At 67.3% G+C, this 21,796-nt stretch carries 11 protein-coding genes and 1 pseudogene; 4 read left to right on the top strand and 8 right to left on the bottom strand.

Going from position 1 to position 21,796, the window contains the following annotated elements:
- Positions 1-194: 194 nt before the first annotated feature.
- Positions 195-4,916 carry a DUF4082 domain-containing protein gene (locus ACSHWB_RS44805; RefSeq protein WP_439664782.1) on the bottom strand — a complete coding sequence of 1,574 codons (4,722 nt, stop codon included), beginning with the start codon at positions 4,914-4,916 and terminating at the stop codon, positions 195-197.
- A gap of 734 nt (positions 4,917-5,650) precedes the next feature.
- Between ACSHWB_RS44805 and ACSHWB_RS44800 the strand changes: the two genes are divergently transcribed.
- Both ACSHWB_RS44800 and ACSHWB_RS44795 read left to right on the top strand, forming a co-directional pair.
- Positions 5,651-6,478, top strand: coding sequence for a helix-turn-helix transcriptional regulator (locus tag ACSHWB_RS44800; RefSeq protein WP_439659426.1), 828 nt, complete (start codon positions 5,651-5,653; stop codon positions 6,476-6,478).
- 123 nt (positions 6,479-6,601) lie between these two features.
- Positions 6,602-8,866, top strand: coding sequence for an MMPL family transporter (locus ACSHWB_RS44795; protein ID WP_439659425.1), 2,265 nt, complete (start codon positions 6,602-6,604; stop codon positions 8,864-8,866).
- A 676-nt stretch (positions 8,867-9,542) separates the two neighbouring features.
- Here the strand turns inward: ACSHWB_RS44795 and ACSHWB_RS44790 are convergent.
- The 3 genes from ACSHWB_RS44790 to ACSHWB_RS44780 all read right to left on the bottom strand — a co-directional run bounded on the left by ACSHWB_RS44790 (position 9,543) and on the right by ACSHWB_RS44780 (position 13,267).
- Entirely contained in the window at positions 9,543-10,433 is an 891-nt protein-coding gene (locus tag ACSHWB_RS44790) for a cation diffusion facilitator family transporter (protein WP_439659424.1), read from the bottom strand.
- Between the two features lie 432 nt (positions 10,434-10,865).
- Entirely contained in the window at positions 10,866-12,149 is a 1,284-nt protein-coding gene (locus tag ACSHWB_RS44785) for an MDR family MFS transporter (protein ID WP_439659423.1), read from the bottom strand.
- Entirely contained in the window at positions 12,146-13,267 is a 1,122-nt protein-coding gene (locus tag ACSHWB_RS44780; RefSeq protein WP_439664781.1) for a PLP-dependent cysteine synthase family protein, read from the bottom strand. Before ACSHWB_RS44780 ends, ACSHWB_RS44785 begins: the two co-directional genes overlap by 4 nt.
- Before the next feature lie 880 nt (positions 13,268-14,147).
- Between ACSHWB_RS44780 and ACSHWB_RS44775 the strand changes: the two genes are divergently transcribed.
- A complete protein-coding gene (locus ACSHWB_RS44775; RefSeq protein ID WP_439659422.1) occupies positions 14,148-14,885 on the top strand; it encodes a M23 family metallopeptidase in 738 nt (245 codons plus the stop codon).
- A 166-nt stretch (positions 14,886-15,051) separates the two neighbouring features.
- Here ACSHWB_RS44775 and ACSHWB_RS44770 read toward each other — a convergent pair whose 3' ends face one another.
- The 3 genes from ACSHWB_RS44770 to ACSHWB_RS44760 are packed head-to-tail and all read right to left on the bottom strand — an operon-like array spanning position 15,052 to position 20,293.
- Positions 15,052-16,980 carry a cytochrome c oxidase assembly protein gene (locus ACSHWB_RS44770; protein WP_439659421.1) on the bottom strand — a complete coding sequence of 643 codons (1,929 nt, stop codon included), beginning with the start codon at positions 16,978-16,980 and terminating at the stop codon, positions 15,052-15,054.
- Positions 16,977-17,978, bottom strand: coding sequence for a cytochrome c oxidase assembly protein (locus ACSHWB_RS44765; RefSeq protein ID WP_439664780.1), 1,002 nt, complete (start codon positions 17,976-17,978; stop codon positions 16,977-16,979). Before ACSHWB_RS44765 ends, ACSHWB_RS44770 begins: the two co-directional genes overlap by 4 nt.
- Positions 17,979-17,983: 5 nt before the next feature.
- Entirely contained in the window at positions 17,984-20,293 is a 2,310-nt protein-coding gene (locus tag ACSHWB_RS44760; protein WP_439659420.1) for a heavy metal translocating P-type ATPase, read from the bottom strand.
- A 149-nt stretch (positions 20,294-20,442) separates the two neighbouring features.
- On the opposite strand from ACSHWB_RS44760, the pseudogene ACSHWB_RS44755 reads away from it, so the two are divergent.
- Positions 20,443-21,366 (top strand): annotated as a pseudogene (locus ACSHWB_RS44755) (cation diffusion facilitator family transporter).
- A 19-nt stretch (positions 21,367-21,385) separates the two neighbouring features.
- Here the strand turns inward: ACSHWB_RS44755 and ACSHWB_RS44750 are convergent.
- A complete protein-coding gene (locus ACSHWB_RS44750) occupies positions 21,386-21,676 on the bottom strand; it encodes a hypothetical protein (protein ID WP_439659419.1) in 291 nt (96 codons plus the stop codon).
- Positions 21,677-21,796 lie beyond the last annotated feature (120 nt).

Below are 21,796 nucleotides of genomic sequence, written 5' to 3'. Positions count from 1 at the left end.
GACAACTTCTTCGTCTCACCGGTAGACGCCGGACGGAGATACCGGGCGCAGGTCGGCATCGCGGGGTTCCGCAGGTCCTTCCAGCCCTTCGGGATTGGGCACTCCTGCGCCCACGACGAGCCTGATGAGGCTGTCACCGACAGAACGGCGGGTCATGCGGAAGTCCGCATGGCCCGCCGTTCCGCATTCTGCGGTCAGCTCTGCTGGAACATCACGTCCACCCAGTAGTTGCCGCCGTTGTACGTGGTCGACGGGAATCCCGACCCCGCTTGGAAGACGCCGTTGGCTATCCCCGCGCTGAGCGGCGAACTGGTCACAGCCGATGCCGAGAAGTACCCGGTGTCGAGCGCGTACCTGCCCGTCGTTGTGGTGTACGAGGCGACGTAGGTGACGCCAGCGGTGATGTCCACCGGTGTCGAGAACGTCAGCGTCTGCCAGCCCGTCTCCGTCTCGTTGGAGAACGTGCCGACTGCCAGCCGCGTTCCGTCCGCGGTCCAGAGCGAACCAGTGTGGGTGCCGGTGTTGCCGGCGCCCTTGTAGAACTTCACACCGGTCACCTTGCCGCCGGTCGAGGACGCGAACCGCACACCCAGCTCGTAGGCGCCGCTGTCATCCGTGGCCGCGACCGTCGGAACCGTTGCGGCACTGAACAACGAGCACGGGCACGCCTGGGTGGTCGTTGCCGTGAACGACCACGCGGTCGCGGCGGGCATCAGGTTCCCGTACGCGTCCGCGATCCGCAGGCTCGCCGTGTAGCGCGTGCCCGCCGCGAGCCTCGCTGACGGAGTCCACGTGACGGTCCTCTGGTCGCCGGACAACGCCAGCGTGCCGGTGACCTTTGCACCGCCGGGATCGGTCAGCGAGAACTGCGCGGTGCTCAGCTCCACGGGCTCGTTGAACGACGCCGTCACCGTGCTCGTCAGGCTGACCTCGCTGGCACCATCCAGGGGGGTACGGGCCTGAACGACCGGTGCGTCGTTGTCGGCGTTGGGCTGGTAGACCACGTCGACCCAGTAGTTGCCGGAGCCGTAGGTCATCGTCGGGAAGCCGGAGCCGGGCACGAACACGCCGTTCTGGTCCTGGGGTGCGATCAGCGGTCCCGAATTGACCGGCCCTGTGCCGAAGTACCCGCCGTTCACCGCGTAGCGGCCGGTGGTGGTCGTGTACGAGGCGGTGTAGGTCTGTCCGGAGCTGACTATCACCGGCTGTGCGAACGTCAGCGTCTGCCAGCCGTTCGTGGTCTCGTTGGAGAACGTGCCAGTCGCCAGTCGCGAACCGGATGCGTTCCACAGCGAGCCGGTGTGGGTGCCGGTGTTGCCCGTGCCCTTGTAGAACTTCACGCCGGTGATCTGCCCGGACTGGGTCGGCGTGAACCGGACGCCGAGCTCGTAAGCGCCGTTGTCGTCCGTGGACGTCACAGTGGGTATGGACGCTGTGCTGAACAGCGAGCACGGGCAGGTCGGTGTCGTCGTGGTGGTGAAGCCCCACTCCGCCGGCGCGGCCAGCGCGATGCCGTTGGCGTCGGCGATGCCCACGTGCGCCTGATAGCGCGTACCGGGGGCGAGTTTGCCCGCCGGTGTCCACGTGACGGTCTTCTGGTCGGCTGAGAGCGATACCGATCCCGTCAACTTGCCGCCCCTGGGATCGGTCAGCCAGATCTGTGCCGAGGCGGGGTCGACCGGTTCGCTGAACGTCGCGGTCAGAGGTGCCGTGAGCGACACGTTCGTGGCGTCGACGGCCGGTGTGCGGTTGGTCAGCGTTGGGGGAGTGGTGTCGCCGTTGAGGCCGTTTCGGTAGATGACGTCGACCCAGTAGTTCGTCGCGTTGTAGGACGAGTTGGGGAACCCACCGCCACTGCCGTACCGGTAGATGCCATTGCCGCCGTCCGTGCCGTTCTGCAGGGCGTGCAGGGACTTGTAGTCCGCGCCCTGGCCGTTGAAGTACCCGGAGGTGACGGAGTATCGGCCGTTCGGGGCGTAGTACGAGACGACGTAGGTCGTGTTCGCCTGTACCGCGACGGGTGTGCTGAACGTCAGCTTCTGCCAGCCGGAGGTCGTCTCGTTGGTGAACGTTCCCTGGGCGAGCAGTTGCCCGGTAGAGGTCCACAGCGAGCCGGTGTGGGTGCCGGTGTTGCCAGGTCCCTTGTAGAATCGGACGCCGAGGACCTCGCCCTTGCCGTCGAAGCGGACCTTCGTGCCGACCTCGACCTGGTTGGTGTCACCGGCGTCCATGGTGGCGGGTGCGGCGAAGTCGTCCCAGACCGTGCACGGGCATGCTGCCGGACGGGGTGAACCGGTCGTGAACGTCCAGTTGGTTGCCACGGAAAGGTTGTTCGACGCGTCCGCGGCTCTCAGCGTTGCTGTGTAAGCCGTCGCCGCGGCGAGCGGGGCCGACGGCGTGAACGTCACGGTGCGCGTGTCCGCGGACAGCGAGGTGGCGCCGGCCACCGCGCCGTTCGGGCCGGTCACGGTGAACTGCACGCCGGTCAGTGACACGTTCTCGTCGAACGTTCCCGACACCGTCGTGGTGAGTGCGACAGAGCCTGCGTTGGCGGACGGGGAGCTGGACGTCTGGATCGGTGCGCGGGTGTCCGGGCCAGGATCCGGCGCCCACACGACGTCGACCCAGTAGTTGGTGTCGCCGAAGGTGTTGCTCGGATAGCCCGCGCCGAACTTGAACACGCCGTTCGGTCCGTCCGCACCGGACTGCAGTCCGGTCAGGGGCTCCAGCTTCTTGTCCTTGCGGAAGAAGTACTCGGTGTCGTAGGAGAAACGGCCGGTTGGCGTGAAGTACGAGGCGATGTAGGTGGTGTTCGCCTGAACCGCGATCGGTGACGGGAAGAGCAGCGTCTGCCAGCCCGTCGCCGTCTCGTTCACGAACGTGCCGGAGGCCAGCAGTTCGCCGTTGCTCGACCACAGCGATCCGGTGTGCGAGCCGGTGTTGCCCTCACCCTTGTAGAACCGCACACCGCGCACATAACCGGAGGTGGCGCTGCGGAACTTCATGCCGAGCTCCAGTGCGGAGCTGTCGTTGGCCGAGGCGACCTTGGGCAGGTCGCTGCCGGCGAAGACCCCGCACGGGCAGGTCCTCGACGACACACCTGGTGTCGCGGAGACCGGTGCGGAGAGGTTCGCCGAGTCGTCGACCGCTCGAACTCGCAGCTGTGCCGTGCCGGATTGCGAGGGTGTGTAGGTGTAGCTCCACGTCGTCTGCCCGGCCTGCCAGGTCGCCGGATGCCAGCGGTTGCCGCCGTCCGTGGACACCTCGACACCGGCCACCTGGCCTGAGGCGTCGATCACCGTGCCGGAGAACGTGTACGGCTGCGCGACCGTCGACTGCGCGGGCACGTTGCTGATCGTCACGCCCGGAGGGGCCGTGTCACTGCTCGCCGTCGCTGCCGTCAATCCTGCCTGCAACGTGGACGGGAACACACCCATGTCCGCCAGGAAGTTGATGGTCGCCTGCTTCATCCTGACGTCGGAGGTCGGCGTGTTCGTGCGGAACGCATGCTCATCGTCGACGCCCCAAGCCCATTGCACGGTGCCCGCCGCGAGCACGAGCGACCCGCTGGGGTGGCGGTAGTAGGTGACCGCGTGCGTCTTGATCTCGGAGCCGTACTCGTCGCCGTGGTTCTTCAGCACGTAGTAGCCCTGCAGATCGACCGTCGTACGGGACAGCTGGGCCACGCCTGGCGGCTGGAACCCGTTGTCCTCGACGGTGTTCCACTCGTAGCCGAGCGTGCCGGGCTGGAACGTGTAGGTGCTGCCCGCCGCCATGGTCTGCAGGTCGGTGTGCCGCCAGAGCCGCATCTTGCCGTACGCGGCAGGCACCTGCATCGAGTCGTCGCGGCGGCCGTTGACGGTGAAGATGTTGCCCAGCAGGGCGTTTTCCGGCCTGCCGCCGTCCTGCGGCGGGCTGTAGCGCGGGTCGCGCCACGTACCGGTCCAGTCGTTCAGGCCGTCGTTCTGGGTGCCCTTGGTCTCTTTGAAGCTCGCGACCGTTCGCCAGTCAGTCTGGGAGGAGTCGATGCTCTTCTCCCAGCGGGACTTCCAGAAGATCTCGTTGCCAGTCAGGAACGCCAGGTTCACACCGGCGTCGCGAGCGGACTCCACGTTCGCGCGCTGTTCGTTCGACCAGTACTCGGGGTGCCCGACGGGCATGAACACCTTGTGGTTCTTGATCAGCTGACCACGTCGCGCGGTGTCGACCTCGGTCGTGTAACTCACGTCGTACCCGTTGGCCTCCAGGAAGCGCAGCATCGGGTACTCGGCGTTGAAGATGAAGTTCTCGTCGCCGTCACCACCGGTGTACGGACGGTTGTAGCTGACCTTGTACGAGCTGCCGCCCTGACCAGGGCCGTCGCCGAAGTACAGGCTGTTGCCGCCGTAGCGGTTGTACGCCACCCAGGTGGCGTCCGAGGTTTGAAGGAAGATCTTCGAGCGCGAGGTGTCGTCCCGAACGACGAACACGATCTCGTTCTCTGCACCCGTGTCGTTTCGCCTCGTCCGCGCGTAATAGATGCCGGACACCGCGTCGGACGGCACGGTCCAGCTGACCGAGACCGCCCAGTTCCCGCAGTCGATGAGCGCGGTCGGAGCGTCCCGCAGACAGGGTGGTTGGTTCTGCGCGGAATTCCGGCTGACCTGGCCCATGTGCCTCGCGCCCACGCCCGCGTACCAGCCGAGGCGATAGAAATCGATCGTGTAGGACGACGCCGTGGTCAGCATCTTGAAGTCCACGCGACCGCCGGGCGTGACGCTGATGTCGGTCGTGTAACCGAGAATTGAGTCGTCCCTTGAGGTCACCTGCCAGTTCGGCGTACCGGGCTTCGTGTTCTCGCACAGCACCTTGTTGGACACGGGCGCGTCACACGGCGCCGCCAACGCCGTCGGTGCGGACGCGACCACAAATGGCATGGCCACGCCCGCACCGACCACAAGGGACAACAGCGCACGGGAAAGACGTCTCAGCAGCATATGGGGCCTGGCGTTCGGCGCCGTCATGCAGTCCACCTCTCGGATAAGCGAACACTCTCTGCGACACCGCGACTACTAGACCCTGTAGTAGCTGCTCGGTCGTATCGAAGGTCGGTTGCGCAACGGGCTTCGTTACAAGCCCCGGAGAGCTGCAAGTGAGATCTCAAATGGCAGTGTGCGCCCTGCCGCCTCGGAACCTTTCCTCACCGTTACCGTGACGATCACCGAAGCCGCTGGCGAGCGGATTGCCTCTGTCGAATGCTCGGGTTGTTTCCTGCTCGACACCAAGAGCACGGACTCGAACGTGCCAGGATGCGGCCAGGCGAAGGACAACGCGGCGACTGTCTTCCTTGTCGTTCGCAGTCGGTTCAGGGTCGCTAGCCGTGCATTGCCCCTGCAGGCAAGAGCCATCGCCACGAGCGTGGGACCAGGCGGCGGGCGGAGCCGGGTCAGCGCTCAGTCCGCTCATCGCGTCGACTTCACCTCGGCTGCACGAGTTCACCCGAAATCGTTTTCGGCATCAGCGTCGAGGTCGAGAACACTGGCAAGGTGGCGCTCACGGCGCAGGTGCGCGCGTTCGCCCACGTCGCTGAATCGGACGAATCGACCGTTTGATGTTCGCCCCTGTCACAATGGTGCCCACGTGCGGGGGCCGGCGTGGACGGGGGAGGCTGATGGCGGACGACACCTGGAGTGGTGGGTTCGGCGTCATCCGGCCTGGGTGGCAGCTCTACCTCGGCGCGGTCGGCCACGCGGCCGAGCACGCCCACCACGCGATCCAGATCGTCGTCGCCGACGGCCAGATCGAACTCCAGGACGGCGAGGGCCGGCGGCAGCGCTGCCAGTCCGCCGTGATCCCCGCGAACGAACCGCACGCCATCGTCGAGGGCAACCCGCGCACGGTGATGCTCTACCTCGAACCGGAGAGCACCACCGGCCGGGAGCTCGTCGCCCGCGGCGTCTCTTCGTCGGTGGCGGACTGGGCGGACGCCGCCCGTGCGTTGACGCCCGCGGTGCTCAGCCGTGACGACCAGGAACCGGAAGCGCTGGTGTGCCGCATGTTCGGCGCGCTCGGTGTGGACTGCCGGGTCGTGACCGGTGTCGCCGGGCATCCGGTGCTGGAGGACGCGATCCAGTACCTGCCGACGATCATCAGCGGCCCTGTGTCGCTGGCCGAGGTGAGCGGCGCGGTGGGCATCTCGGACAGTCGGCTGCGGCACCTGTTCGCGTCGGAGATCGGCCTGTCGTTCCGGCGGTACGTGCTGTGGTTGCGGCTGCAGCGCGCCGTCGAGTCGGTGCTCGGCGGCTCCACGCTGACCGAGGCCGCGCACACCGCGGGATTCACCGACTCCGCACACCTCACCAACGTCACCCGCCGCACCTTCGGACTCGCACCGTCCCTGCTCGCCAGGGCGGTGTCGCCGCATCCTCCCAGCGAGGACTGCGAGAAGGTGACCGTGGGATGCATGGACGTCCCTGAACGACACAGTCGCACCCGATAGTGCACTTACCCCTGGTGGGTATAGCCGTTTCTTACAAGTCTCGGGACGGGCCGCGCCCGCAGACTTCTGTCATCGGGTGACGTTCGCCCGCTCGCAGGAGTTTCACCGAGGAGTGAGCAACACATGACAGCGGACCAGAAGGAGCGGGAGGCGCCGCCCGGCATCAGCAAGGGGGCAAAGCGCTCTCTGCTGGAACGCATCGGACACGGCGTCTTCCGGCGCCGGATCCTGGTGCTGGTCGCCGTGGTCGTCGCGATCGGACTCGCGCTGCCGTTCGGCTCGGACGTCACCGAACGCCTGTCCGAAGGCGGGATCACCGCGACCAACGCGGAAGCGACCCGCGCCGACAACATCCTGAACAAGGACTTCAAAGCAGGAGCACCACATCTGGTGTTCCTGGTGAAGACGACGGGATCCGTCGAGGACCCCGCCGCGGTCAAGTTCGGCACCGAGCTCACCGACCGGCTCTCCAGGGAGTCCGGTGTGGTGCAGGCGGAATCGTTCTGGAGCCTGAACGGCGCGCCGCCGCTTCGGGGTGAGGACAGCAAGTCCGCGATGATCCTCGTCCGGCTCGTCGGCGACGAGAACGAGGTCAGCAAGGCGACCACGCGCATCGTGCCCACGATCGTCGGTCAGCGCGAGGGCTTCACCATCGAGGCAACGGGTGTCGCGCAGGTGCGCGCCGAGGTCAACACCCAGAGCGACGAGGACCTGGTGCGGGCCGAGCTCATCGCCGCGCCGCTCACGTTGCTGATCCTGCTGCTGGTGTTCCGCGGTGTCATCGCCGCGCTCACGCCGCTTGCAGTGGGTGGTCTGGCGGTGGTCGGTGCGCTCGTCATGTTGAAGGTCTTCAACATGATGGTGCCGGTGTCGGTGTTCGCCGTGAACATCACCATCGCTTTGGGACTCGGCCTCGCGATCGACTACAGCCTCTTCATCCTCACCAGATTCCGCGAGGAGCTGGCCAGCGGATCCGATGTGCGGGAGGCGATCGGCACCACGGTTCGCACGGCTGGTCGTACGGTCGTCTTCTCCGCGTTGACCGTCGCGGTGTCGATGTCGTCGTTGTTGCTGTTCCCCATGAACTTCCTGCGCTCGTTCGCCTACGCCGGCATCTCGGTCGTGGCGCTGGCGGCGCTCGGAGCGGTGGTCGTGCTGCCCGCACTGTTGTCGGTACTGGGGCGCAAGGTCGACGCGCTGAGCCTGCAGGGGTTGTTCAAGTCCCGCAAGAAGACCGCGCAGGACGGCAGCAGCGGCGGCTTCTGGCACCGCTGGTCGTTGATCGTGATGAAGCGGCCGCTGCCGTTCTTCCTGATCGTGACGGCGCTGCTGCTCGTCGTGGGATCGCCGTTCCTGGGCGCCAAGTTCGGTGAGTCGGACGACCGGGTGCTGCCGCCCGACGCGCCGGCGCACGTTGCCGCGCAGTACATCCGCGACAACTACGCGAGCAAGGAGGACTCGCCGCTCACCGTGGTGCTGCCAGGCGTGCCCGCGCTGGCGGACTCCACGAAGATCGGTGACTACGCCACCAAGCTGTCGCAGATCAGCGGCGTCACCAGGGTCGACGCCGCCACCGGCTCGTACATCAAGGGTGAGCAGGTCGCGCCGCCGGACCCGAGCTCGGCGAGGTTCGACGCGCCGGTCGGGACCTGGGTGTCGATCATCTCCGAGCCTGAGCCCTACTCGCCGCAGGGCGGCGACCTGGTGGCGAAGGTGCGAGACCTGCCCTCACCGTCAACGGACCGGTTGGTCGGTGGTCAGGCCGCGCAGCTGGTGGACGCGCGTGTGAATGTCGGCGGTGCGTTGCCGTGGGTGTTGCTGTTCATCGCGGTGACCACGTTCATCCTGCTGTTCCTGTTCACCGGCAGCTTGCTGATCCCGTTGCAGGCCATCTTCATGAACCTGCTCAGCCTCACCGCGACGTTCGGCGCGATGGTCTTCATCTTCCAGGAAGGCCACTTGCGCTGGCTGGTCGGCGACTTCATCGTCACCGACAACGTCAACATCCGAATGCCGATCCTGATGTTCTGCGTGGCGTTCGGCGTGTCGATGGACTACCAGGTGTTCATGTTGTCCCGCATCAAGGAACACCACGAGCTCACCGGTGACAACGTGGCCTCGGTCGCGTGGGGCCTCGAGCGGGTAGGACGTCTGGTCACGGCGGCCGCGGTGATCGTCGCGGTGGTGCTGTTCGCCTTCGCGACCTCGGGGCTGACTCCGGTCAAGCTGCTCGGTGTCGGCCTCGCGATCGCGGTGATCGTCGATGCCACGTTGATCAGAGGTGCGCTCATGCCCGCTCTGATGCGCATGTGCGGCAACGGCAACTGGTGGTTGCCGGGATGGCTCCGCGCCTTCCACAACAAGTTCGGGTTGTCGGAAGCGCGGTAGCGGGACCGGGGCCGGCTCTCTCCTTCCCCGAGGACCCCCATGGGAGCCGGCCCCGGACCCGTTGAGCTCGTGGCGAGGATCGATGCGGTGAGCAGGAGATCGCAGCGGGTCGCCGCAGGGGAGCGAGCCGGCGTAACGGCGCAACCCGGTCCACTCCGCTGTTGGGGAGCCGTGCACCCGCAGGGCGAGCGTGGACGGCCAGTCGGTCTCTTTGACTCGCAGGGAGATCGACCTCGGCACTGTCTGGCATTGGGAAGACCTGACCAACGAGGCTTGGGAGCCGAACTGGCACGGGTCGACCCGGACGGTCGATGTCCACGTCAGTTCCCATGCACCAACTCGGACACCGCTAGTGGATTACCTCGTTACTAGGCAGGGGATTCCGTCTTGTCGCACCGCCTGCGATGTAGACGGGCCTGATGAGCTACACCGTTCGGCGACTTCTCAATGCTTTCTGGCCGGCGGGCAGCGCCCAAGCCTGGCCGGCTGGACCTTCAAGGCGAATTCGCGATCACCGGCACGTGTGGATACGGTCTCCACCACATCTTCGGCCTTTCCCCGATACGGCCGGTGTGTTGAACGACGCTACGAGTCTGATCACGACGGCTGCGGCCATCGACTCCTCAAGTACCCGTGCTGGCGCTCATGCCGGAACCCACCGTTCCGCACTGTCCGCTCACGGATGAACAGGTTGCTCGTGGGCGGCGTGGCTCGTGGGTTCCAGCTGGAAGGTGGAGTGCGCGACGTCGAAGTGACCAGCGAGGCAGGTCTGGAGCTGGTCGAGCACCTGCGGTGCGTGCCCGTCGTTGAAGCACTCGTCCTCGACCACGATGTGCGCCGACAGAACGGGCATACCGGAGGTCACCGTCCAAGCGTGCAGATCGTGAACGTCGCGGACGTGCGGCACTTCCAGGATGTGCTGCCGGACCTCGTCGAGGTTCACGTCCTTCGGCGCGGCCTCGAGCAGCACGTCGACGGCTGCGCGCAGCAGGCTGAACGCGCGGGGGAGGATCAGCAGTCCAATTAGGACCGCGACGATCGCATCGGCGCGGGTGAAGCCGGTGAACATCGCGATGAGTGCGGCGGCGATGACACCGACCGACGCCAGGGTGTCGGTCACTACCTCGAGGAACGCGCCGCGCATGTTGAGGCTGGCGTTCTGCGCCTTGAACAGCAGCAGCATCGACGCGACGTTGCCAATGAGACCGATGATGCCGAAGACGAGCATCGAACCGCTTTGCAGGGCGGGAGGTTCGGTCAACCGGGAGATCGACTCGTACATGATGTAGGCGCCGAGGCCGAGCAGTACAGCGGCGTTGACCGCCGCGGCCAGGATCTCTGCTCTGGCCAGGCCGAACGTGCGCTTCGCCGTGGGGGGCCGCGCGGCCAGTGTGATGGCGACCAGGGCCAGCGCGACACCGGCCGAGTCGGTGAGCATGTGGCCGGCGTCCGCGAGCAGCGCGATGCTGCCGGACAGCAACGCGCCGATGACCTGCACGACCATGATGCTCGCGGTGATCGCGAGCACGCCGATGAGACGTCCGCGGTGCTGGCCTGAAACGGTCACGTGCCCGTGCCCGTGCCCATGTCCAGTTCCCACTTCGAAGATCCCTTCGGGTTACGCATTCATGCATAGCAATCTATGCATGAATGCTAGCGTGCGCTTCTTCTCATTGCACGCCGGGCCTTGTCGATCGTTCCGGTACGACAGGGATGTCGCCGCTTCGCGTGGTGCACGCGCCGCCTCTCCCGTGCGGCTCAGGGCGGCTGCACGCCGGTGTGTCTTGCTGTCGGGCTCACAGCTCGCCAACGCCTCCCGGCGTGGGGCGTTCTGCGCAGTCGGGACTGTCGTTTACGCCCGCGTTCGCCCGTCGTCGAGTACTTCCCTGACTTTGAGCGGCCGCTGCTCCCGTCGGCACACGTCCATGATCGCGGCCTCCAGGGTTCCGAGTCCGTGCATGACTTCCTCCTGGCCGACAGCGCCGGGTGGTTCTTTCTACTATTTCTTATAGTAGCTTCGGGCAGGCTCTTTGCCATGCGTTTTCGCCCGTGTGGCAGGCGCGGGTCGGCTGAGCAGGTGCAGGCACCAGGCGCAGAACGCGCCCAGTGCGGCGAGCCCGGACCACGGCGTCGATGGCGCGTCCGCCGACCTGCTCAGATCGAGAACCACGCCGGTCGACAGATTGCCCGCCATGATGCCGACGCCGACGATGGTGTTGTACAAGCCGTAGTGCGTCGCGACGAGCCTCTCGCCGGACAACGAGACGATGGTGTCCATTTCGAAGGGGAACACCACGGTCGTTGCCAGCGCGAGCAACGATGCCGACAATACGAGCGGTACGTACGCGACCGCCCCCACGCCGTCCGGTGAAGCCGCGGTGATCACAGGCGGGACGAAGGCGGCGCTCATCAGGACCAGGCCCACCGCGAGCGACCGATCCCGGCCCCATTTGCTCCGGCACCACGCGGTGATGCGCATCTGGCCCGCGATGGCCAGGATGCCGGAGATGGCGAAGAGCCCGGCGACCAACGCGGTGCCCTCGGCTTCGGAACCCGCCAGGCGCCGTGCCTCCAGCGGTAGCGCCAGGTAGACCTGGAACGACAGCACGTACGAGCCCGCCATGACGAGCGAGAACAGGACGAAACGGCGGTTGCCGAGCACCTCCCGCCAGTCGCCCAGCACCGATGTCCCCGTGGCCGTGCGATCCGGCTCGCGGGCGGGCAGGGCCTTGACCTGCAGCAAGGTCAGCGCTGCGAACACGCAGGCGGCGACCAGGCAGGTCAGCCTGAACGTGACCCCGGTCAGCAGGAGGCCGATGATCGGACCGACCAGGATGCCGGTCTGATAGAAGACGTTGAAGAGCGCGAACGCCTCCATTCGTCGTGGTCCTGCGTCGTGCGCGACATACGCCCTCACCGCGGGGTTGAACAACGCCCCTGCGAAGCCTGTCGCGGCCGAGGCCACGACCAGCGCCGGCAGGCTGTCCGCGAACCCGAGCACGGCGAACCCCGCCGTGCGCAGCGCGCATCCCGCCACGATCAGGGGCTTGTATCCGAGTCGGTCGGCGAGTGTGCCGCCGATCAGGAACATGCCCTGCTGGGAGAAGTTCCGCACGCCGAGCACCAGGCCCACGGCCCAGCCGGTGAGTGCGAGAGCTCCGGACAGGTGCATCGCGAGATAGGGCATGAGCATGTAGAAGCCGACGTTGATGCTGAACTGGTTGATCAACAACAGCCGCACCGGCCGATCGAACGACCGGAACTGCCGCAGGGTGCTCGTCACGCCCTGCCTCCCGCCGGGTCGGTGACGGTGCGACACCTCGTCCATCCGGTGACCTCGCGGTCGCTCGCGGAAACGATCTCGTCGGGCTCCAGGGCAGGGGGCCGTACCGTCAGCTCGTTGGCCGAGCAGTACGTGTTGTTGTAGATGGTGTCGAAGTAGCGCTGCGGTCCGTCCGGGAACACGGCCGCGATGCGCACGTCCGGATCGTTGGTTCGCGCGAGCCAGCTGGAGACGAGCGCGACCGCGCCGACACTCCACCCGCCGCTGGCGTGGTGATGGGTGGCGAGCCTCCGGCACGCCCACACCGACTCGGCGGCGTTGACCCAGTGGACCTCGTCGAACGCGGCGTAGTCCACGTTGCGCGGGTAGATGCTCGATCCCAGGCCCCGCATCAGCCGTGGCCGGGCCGGCTGGCCGAAGATCGTCGAACCGACGGTGTCCACACCGACCAGACGCAGGTCGGGAAAGTACTCACGCAACACGCGCGATACCCCGGCGGAGTGCCCACCGGTGCCGACCGAGCACACCAGCACGTCGATACGTCCGAGCTGCGCCACCAGCTCGAGCGCCAGCGACTCGTAACCGGCCACGTTGTCCGGATTCTGGTACTGGTCGGGGCAGTAGGCGCCAGGGGTGTCAGCGAGGAGCTGGGCGACACGGTCGCGTCGAGCCTGCTGCCAACCACCCACGGGGTGAGGCGATGGCACCAGGTCGACGCGTGCGCCGTGGGCCTGGAGCATCTGCTGCACGATCGGCTCCATACCGGGGTCGGTCACCAGCGTCACCGGGTGACCGTAGACGATGCCGGCGAGCGCGAGACCGAGACCGAGGGTTCCGCTGGTCGACTCGACCACGGCGTCGCCGGGAGCGAGCTCGCCGCGCTCACGTGCCTTGGCGATCATGTGCAGCGCCGGGCGGTCCTTCATCCCGCCAGGGTTGAAGCCTTCGAGCTTGGCCCAGAAACCTCGGGACGAGAGGCCTGACAGGTCGTCGATCCACTGGATCGGGGTGTTCCCCACCACCGAGGCGGGGGTGTGGCAAAGAGGAGCGGCCGACGAGGTGAGCAGGCGTGCTGGTGATAGGGCGGGCGTCGCGTGCCTGCCGCTGGTGGTGAGCATCGTGTCCTCAGCGTTCGTGCGCACGGCGGTGCCGTGACGGTCTCGGGAAATGCCTGCGCTGGGCAGTGTGAACAGTCGAGCCACGCGGTCACACGCGTCTCGTCTCCGCCACGCTGCGGTGCGCCGGTCAGTTCCGGGACACGTTGAGGATGATCAGCAGTCCACGGCCGAATCTGGAGAGGTCGTCGACTTCCGGTGCGCCTGAGTGCTGTCCGCTGGTCCCGCGGTCGGGAAGGATGCCGCCGCAGGACGGCGGTGAGCCGCTCGCCGACTCGCTCGTCCGCGGAAACGCACAGTCGAGCCCCGCCTTGTCCATCTCGGTCGGCCCGTGATGGCAGTGGTCGCCTGAGTCGAATCCGCTCGTGTGCACATGGCTGGAGGCCGGAGATTCATGGCTGCTCGCCGTGCACGGGACACCGAAGAACGACGCGACCACTGCAAGCACTACGGCGAGCACTGTCACGTGAATGCCACGCGCTGTCCTCGTCCCGATCCGCACAGTGACCAACTTAGCGCGCACCGGCACTGCGGCACAGTCGCTCGATCGTGTCCACTATGGACCGGATTGAGCTGTTTTCCTTCGGGTAGCACAAAGTGAGCAAATGTCCATAGTGGACTATTGCTGCGAATCCACGACCAGTGTCGCCAGTGTGTGGTGTCCTGCGTCACTCGGTCCTGTTCTACTAATATCTATAGTAGACATGCCTGTCGCTCGGCTGTAACTTCCCCTGGGCGTAAGGCCTTGCTCTCGACAACGGAGGTAGACGCGACGTGACGTCGCAGCGACTGAATCGCGGTGTTCGGGACATATCGGCGAGCTTCGACCCGATCCGCGGTGCCCGGTGCCACCTCGGCGCACGGCAGATTGCGGGCTGAACAGATGGCACGACACATCCGGCCGCCGTCGCGGCCCTCCTCAAGCCTGTCCGCCAACCTCGTCATCTTCGGGGTGGCTGCCGGTGCCGCGGCCGCGTTCCAGGTGAACGCGGGGGCGTCGACCTCGTCGTCCGCTCCCGCGTCCGACGCCGGCTTGCTGTCGGCCACCATGTCCGGTGCGTATGCAGGTGTCGGTGGAGACACCGACAAGCCGAAGCTGCTCGCGCTGCGTCCGCCGAACCACGAGGGAGACGTGGCGCAGCTCACCAAGAGTCTGCGGATGACCGAGCAGCGGGAGGCCGAGGCCTCAGCACGTCTTCAGGCCGAGCGGGAGGCCGAGGAGCGGCGCAAGATCAAGGTCTTCGCGCCGACTGAGGGAACGTTGACGTCGGCTTACGGCCCGCGCTGGGGAGGAACGCACTACGGCCTCGACATCGCGAACCGGATCGGCACGCCGATCCGATCGGTCATGGACGGCGTGGTGACGGACGCGGGTCCCGCCAGCGGTTTCGGGCTGTGGGTCAGGGTCCGGCACACGGACGGGACCATCGCCGTTTACGGCCACATCAACAGCTACGCGGTGCGCGAAGGCCAGCAGGTCAGCGCGGGGCAGGTCATCGCGGAGGTCGGCAACCGCGGCAACTCCACCGGGCCGCACCTGCACTTCGAGCTGTGGGACCAGGCGGGGCGCAAGGCCGACCCGCTGGCCTGGCTGAGGTCTTTCGGGGTCCGAATCGGATGATCTCGGGGCTCGAGGATCTGATCTCGCACCCGTGCCCGTCGCCATGCGGCAAGACCAGCCAAAGGTTCCGCGATGTTCTCGGAGTTGACGTTCCTGCCGAACGAGCAGTGCGACTCACAACCGAGGCGATGGACCCTTGGATGGCCACCGCCGCACACCTGGCAGCCTAGCGGCGCCTGAGCTTTGCCAGCATCGCTCGATAGGCCGCGGTCTCCTCGTCGTCGAGGTCGGCCGGCACCGTTCGGAAGGTGCCCAGCTGGTCGTGGCGTTGCCACTGCACCAGGAGCACGACCTGTGCGGACACCAGGGCGAGCTCGCCGACGACCAGCGAGATCACCCCGGCCAGTCGCTGATCGGTCAGCAGGTCGACAGGCCACCCCAGGGCGAGTGTGCGGTAGTAGTTCGAGGCGATCACCGTGCTAGTGCTCATCAGGATCACGGCGAACACACCGTGGAACGGCATGACGGCGAACACCAGGCCCAGCCGGCCGAGGTGCGGGAGCCTTCCGGGTGCCGGATCCGCGCCCACCACGACCCAGTAGAACTGGTAGCCGCTGACCAGAACGAACATGCTGAGCGCCATCCGCGACCAGTGCTCGGACATCACCGGTTCGAAGACGCCGCCGAAGTACAGCAGGTAGTAGCTGACGACGAACACGACAGCCGCGACGATCGGGTGGCACAGCGTCCGGGCCAGCCGCGAGGCGAGAACCCAGACCAGCAACTGGCGAGGACTGCCCCCTTCCGCGAGCGCACGCAAGGCCAGCGTGAGGGGCGCACCGAGAACCAGCAACAAAGGCGCGACCATGTTCAGCGCCATGTGCATCGTCATGTGCACGCTGAAGCTGGCTGGCGCGTAGGCGCCCACACCCGATGACGTCGCCACGAAACCCACGGCGCAGCCTGCCAGCCACGTCGCTGTACGGTGCGCCGGCCAGTGCCCGCCCCGTGCGCGCAACCGTTGCAGGCCAAGCACATAGCCGACCGCAGCGGTGAGGAAGCCGACGCCCAGCAGGAGGTCCAGGCGCCAGGTGAGGAGCAGGCTCAGCGCATCCGGTGGGCCGGGCAGCCTGTAGCCGAGCGCGACCTGGAGCGGGCTGAGATCGGCTCCGAGCAGCGCCGGCGGCACCGCTTGGGTCATACCCGCCGACACCCCTGCCGTGACCAGGATGAGCACCGTCTCCGCCGCCACGAGGGCGACCACCCCCAGCCGGCGGCGGGCCATCACGCCGAGAGCACCGAGCAACGCGAACACCGCCACCTTGGCGAGAGTCGACCGGCCGTACTCGGTGGTGAGCAGTTGCGAAGGTGTGACCAGCGTGAGCGCGGCGACGACACCCGAGGAAGCCACCGCGACCCAGCACCAGAACGCGAACCGCCGGTAACGCCTGATCGCGACTCCCGGCCGGCCGGTGCCCCGACGCACGTGCAGCGCCAGGCAGACCAGCACACCGAGCCACAGCGCCGCCGCGACAACGTGGATGACCAGACTGTTCATTGCCACGTCATGCGCGAGACCGGCGGAGCCGTGGCCCACCACGACCGGCGGCAGCAAGCCCGTCACGGCGACCACCGCGAGCCCCGCGGCCGGCCGCCACCGCAGCACGCGCCGGCAGCACAGAGCGATCCCGAGCGCCACCAGTGCCGAGATGAGCCAGGCGACCGGTTCGCTCAGCACCGAGACCAGCACCGCGATGCCTTCGGGGCTCAGCACCGCCGTCACCGGTACGCCGGTCGACTCGGCGCCGTCGAACGGCACCAGCAGGGCGGCCGCGACGAACCACACCCACGCGGTCCAACCGGCCAACCGGACCGCGCTCCAGCCGTCGGCGGTCAGGCCACCGGAGTCCTTCGGAGGAACGAAGAGCGTCGCGTAGCAGAGCGCACCGGCACAGAGCGCCGCCGCCAGATCGGCCACGAACCGCAGCACGTACGTGCCGATCTTCGTGACGGTCCCCGGATCCGGAAGACCCATGGCCCCGTACGCCTCACCATTGCCCGACACGAGCACAACGACGAGCATCAGCCCGGCAGCCGCTCCTCCGGTCAGCCACACCACCGGTCGCCCGCCACGGCGGGAGGTCGAAATCGTCACCGGGACCGCTTTCGTGGGCTCGTTCGTTCGGAATCTCGCTGAGGACCGAGCAGTTCGGCCGACTTGTCGCCTTCTTCGAGGAGCCACCACGGGGTGACCGTCGCCGACTCGCCGTGCGCACGGTCGAGCCGTCGGTCCATCCGGCGCGCTTCCCGCTCGTCAGAGCGATACCACTGACGCAGGAACGCGCCGACGAGCACCGCCGCCGCCACGTCGCCGAAACCCCAAAGCACACCGCCCCCGATCTGCTGGTCGACCAGGGGAGTGGGACCCCACGACCGGCTGCCCGCTCCCACGTAGAAGTCACTGACCAGAGTCGCCATCATCATGATCGGGATGCCGAGCAGGATGTGCACAGGCCCGAGACCGACGACCATCACGAACCGGAAGACGAACGGCGGCCGGTGCGGCACCGGGTCCACGCCCAGCAGCGACCAGTAGAACAGGAACCCCACGAGCACGAAGTGCACGTGCGAGAGGTCGTGCGCCCACACGTTGGTGAGCGACCAGTCGTAGAGCGGTGTGTAGTAGAAGGCGAACTGGCTGACCGAGAACAGCAAGAACGTGAAGCCGGGATGCGCGAGGAAACGTGCCGGAGCGCTGTGCACCACCGCGAGAAGCACCGCCCTGCCGCGCGTCGGCAGGGTGCGCATCGCCAGCCGCATCGGCGCTCCGAGCACGAGCGGCACCGGAGCGATCATCTGCAGGAGCATGTGCTGGATCGCGGGCACGCTGAACAGGACGCGGTCGTAGACCCCGAGCGCGGAGGACGTCGCGACGAAGATGATCGCGAGCCCGACGAACCAGTAGACGGTGCGGCTGCGTTCCCAGCTGTCACCCCGGCGGCGCAGCGCTCTCACGCCCCACACGTACAGGGCTCCCGCGGCGACGATCGGGAGCACCATCGCCGGATCCAGCGTCCAGCTGGTCAGCATCCTCGTCACCGTGAGCGGCGGCAGGTTCACGTCGGGCATGGTCGCCAGTGCGGCACCGGACATGGTCGTCACGTCCTGTCGATCTTCGGCGCCGGACTTGGCGCGAACCGCCGCAGGCGCATGCTGTTGGAGACCACGAACAGCGACGACATGGCCATCGCCGCGCCGGCGACGAGCGGGTTGAGCAGTCCCGCCGCGGCGAGAGGGATCGCCGCGACGTTGTAGCCGAACGCCCAGAACAGGTTTCCGCGAATAGTCCGCAAGGTCGCGCGGGCGAGTCTGATCGCGTCAGGTACCGCCATGACGTCCTCACGCACGAGGATGAGATCCGCGGCGTCGATCGCGACATCGGTGCCGGCACCGATCGCCATGCCCAGGTCGGCGGTCGCGAGGGCGGGAGCGTCGTTCACCCCGTCGCCCACGACGGCGACCGCGCGCCCCTCCGCCTTCAGCCGGCGCACTTCCTCCGCCTTGTCGCCCGGCAGTACTCCTGCGACGACGCGTTCGACGCCGATCTCCTTGGCCACCGCGCGGGCTGTGGTCTCGTTGTCCCCGGTGAGCAGCACGGTTCTCAGACCAAGCTCGTGCAGTTGAGCGACCGCGTGCGGTGCGTCGGCCCGTACCGCGTCGCTGAGGCCAAGGAGGCCGGCGAACTCCTCGTCCCGGCTGACCACCACCGTGGTCCGGCCGCGGAGTTCCCATTCGCAGCGCAGTTCGTCGAGCGCCGCGGGCAGTGCGCAACCCCGGTCGGTGAACAACTTCGCGCGCCCGGCACGCACCGCGTGGCCGTCCACGGTCCCCGAAGCGCCCAAGCCTGGCTCGTCGCGGAAACCGGAGACGGGCGGCAGGGCCCCGACCTCCTCGCGGGCAGTGGAGACGATCGCCACCGCGACCGGGTGCGTGGAGGCCTTTTCAAGTGCGCCGACGAGCCGCAGCAGATCGTTGCGTTCGACACCTTCGGCGCAATGGACGTCAACCAACGACATCCTGCCTGTCGTGACCGTGCCCGTCTTGTCCAGCACGACCGTGTCGATGGTTCGCGTCGATTCGAGCGCTGGATAGCCCTTGATGAACAGACCCAGCCGTGCCGCCCGGCCGGAGGCGACCATCAACGCCATCGGCGTCGCGAGGCCGAGCGCGCACGGACACGCGATCACCAGCACCGCCAGCGCGGCGGCGAACGACCGCTCGACGGAGCCGTCGACCAGGAGCCACACGGCGAGAGTGAGGACCGCCAGCACCAGCACCGCGGGCACGAAGTAGCCGGACGCCCGGTCCGCTACGCGCTGCACCGGTGCCTCTCCGGTCTGAGCCTCCGCCACCAACCGCTCCATGGCGGCCAGCTGGGTGTCCCGGCCGACCTTCGTGGCCTTGACCAGCAGAGCGCCGTTGAGGACGACCGTGCCACCGATGACGTCCACGCCGGCGGCGGCTTCCACCGGCACCGACTCGCCGGTCATGGAACTCATGTCGACAGCGGCACGCCCGTCGACCACCACGCCATCGCTCGCGATGCGCTCACCGGACCGGACGATGAACCGCCGACCGGCCTGAAGTTCGTCGACGGGAACGATGCGGTGCGAGCCGTCGTCCAGCACGAGGACGACTTCCTCGGCACGCAACGCGGCCAGTTCGCGCAACGCGCCACCAGCGCGCCACCGCGCCTTGGCCTCGAAGTAGCGACCCGCGAGCACGAACGTCGTCAGGCCGGCGGCGACCTCCAGGTAGATCGCGCCTTCCGGCCGCAGCAGCAACCACAGCCCGGAGACACCCTCAGGCGGCGGTGCCGCGAAGAACATCGAGTAGCACGACCACACCGTCGCCGCGATGATCCCGAGAGACACGAGGGTGTCCATCGATGTCGCGCCATGTCTGGCGTTGCGCGCGGCGACGCGGTGGAACGGTGCGGCCGCCCAGCCCACGACCGGTGCCGCGAGCGCCAGGAGGAGCCACTGCCAGCCGGGGAACCGCCAGCTCGGCAGGACGGTGAAGGTGATCGACAGGTCGGCGAGCGGGACGAACAGCACCACCGCGACCACGAGCCGCCGCCACAGGTCGCGGGCGGTCTCCGCTTCGGCGCGTCCTGCAGGCTCCGGTTCCACCGGCCGCACGACCTCGGCGCCGTATCCAGCCTGAACGACCGCTTGCACGAGCCTCTCGTCGGTCACGTCGCTGGTCACGGTCAACTGCGCCCGGCCAGTGGCGAAGTTGACGGTCGCGACCACTCCGGCGAGCTTGTTCAGCTTGCGCGAGGTTCTGGCCGCGCACGCGGCACAGGTCATGCCGGACACGAACAGCTCGACCTCTCGCCGGCTCGCCGCAGCCTCCCCCTGACCAGGATCAGCTGTGCCGGTGGAGCCGAGCCCGGATTCGACCATGTGAGAGTCCCGCTTCGCAGAGTCCGTTCTAAAACTATGGTTGATCGTAGATAGCGTGAGCTGCCTGCCTCCGCGCGGGCAACAGTTGCAGACATGCGCATACTGCAATATGTAGCCGCTGAGCACGCTTCGAAGGGGGCTTGGGGTCAATGAGTCACGGGCATGGGCACGGGGTGTCGCCGGCGCAGGCGGCCAGCGCCTCCAGCAAGCACATCCGCAACCTCTGGTTCGCCGCCGGGTTGGGCCTGGTCACGTTCGTGACGTAGGTCGTCGTGGGCTTGTCCACCTCGTCGCTGGCGTTGCTGTCGGACTCCGCGCACGTGTTCACCGACGTGTTCGGCATTCTGATGGCCGTCACCGCGATCCTGGTCGCGCGGCGGGCGAGCAGGAAGGCGGGCCACACGTTCGGCATGTACCGCGCCGAGGTGTTCGGGGCGCTGTTCAACGCCGTTCTGCTCTTCGCCGTCGCCGGTTGGGTGCTGTACGAGGCGGTCGACCGCCTCGCCGCGCCGCCGGAGGTGCCCGGCTTGCCGGTGTCGATCGTGGCGGTCGTCGGCCTCGCAATGAACGTGATCGCGTTCCTGCTGCTGCGCAGTGGCGCCAAGGAGAGCATCAACGTCCGCGGCGCCTACCTCGAAGTCATGGCCGACATGCTCGGCTCCGTCGGCGTATTGGTGAGCGGCCTGCTCACGCTGCTGTTCGGCTGGCGCTACGCCGACCCGGTCATCGGTGTCGCGATCGGACTCTTCGTGCTGCCCAGAGCGTTCAACCTCGGCCGCGGGGCGCTGCGCATCCTGTTCCAGCACGCGCCCGAACGCCTCGACGTTCAGGCAGTGGCGGTGGAGTTCGGCGCGATTCCCGGCGTCACGGACGCGCACGACTTCCACGTGTGGACACTCACGTCCGGTATGGAGGTCGCAACCGCTCACCTAGTCGTCGCCGACGACGCGGATCCTCAGGCGGTACTGGCGGCGGCGCAGAGGTTGTTGTCGAACCAGCATCACTTGGGCCATGTCACCCTGCAGGTGGAGTCGGAGGCCGCTGCCGGCAAGTGTCACGAGCTCTCGTGGTGACCATCGGGTGGCGGCACGGCTACGACCAGCCGCGCAACCGGTAGTAGCGCTCACGAGGCTCGGCAGTCAGTGGGTTGATCTGGTGGCGGACACACCACATGACGTGAAACGTCGCGCCAGCAAGGGGAAGACCGACAATCCACACCCACGTCCACGGACGTCCCAGGAGCTGCTCGACTGCGAAAAGCACCGCCAGGTACACCAGCCACCGCGCCATGCGCGTCCACACCGGCGACCTGTCCTCGAAATGCCCGAACAGCGGCGAGAGCACCGCGATGAGGACTGCCGCTGCCATCCACTCCAGCTTCACGACGGCAACTCTCCTCCGATCAGTGGCTCGCCTGCCAGGTGCGGGCACCTCTTGTTCCAGTTCACTCGGCCGGGTACACCTCGGGTTCGGACCGGGGCAAGGGTGTCTGCGCGCACTAGC

The sequence above is a fragment of the Lentzea sp. HUAS TT2 genome, from assembly GCF_051853195.1.
Lineage (GTDB): Bacteria > Actinomycetota > Actinomycetes > Mycobacteriales > Pseudonocardiaceae > Lentzea.
This window is presented reverse-complemented; position numbering and strand designations above follow the sequence as displayed.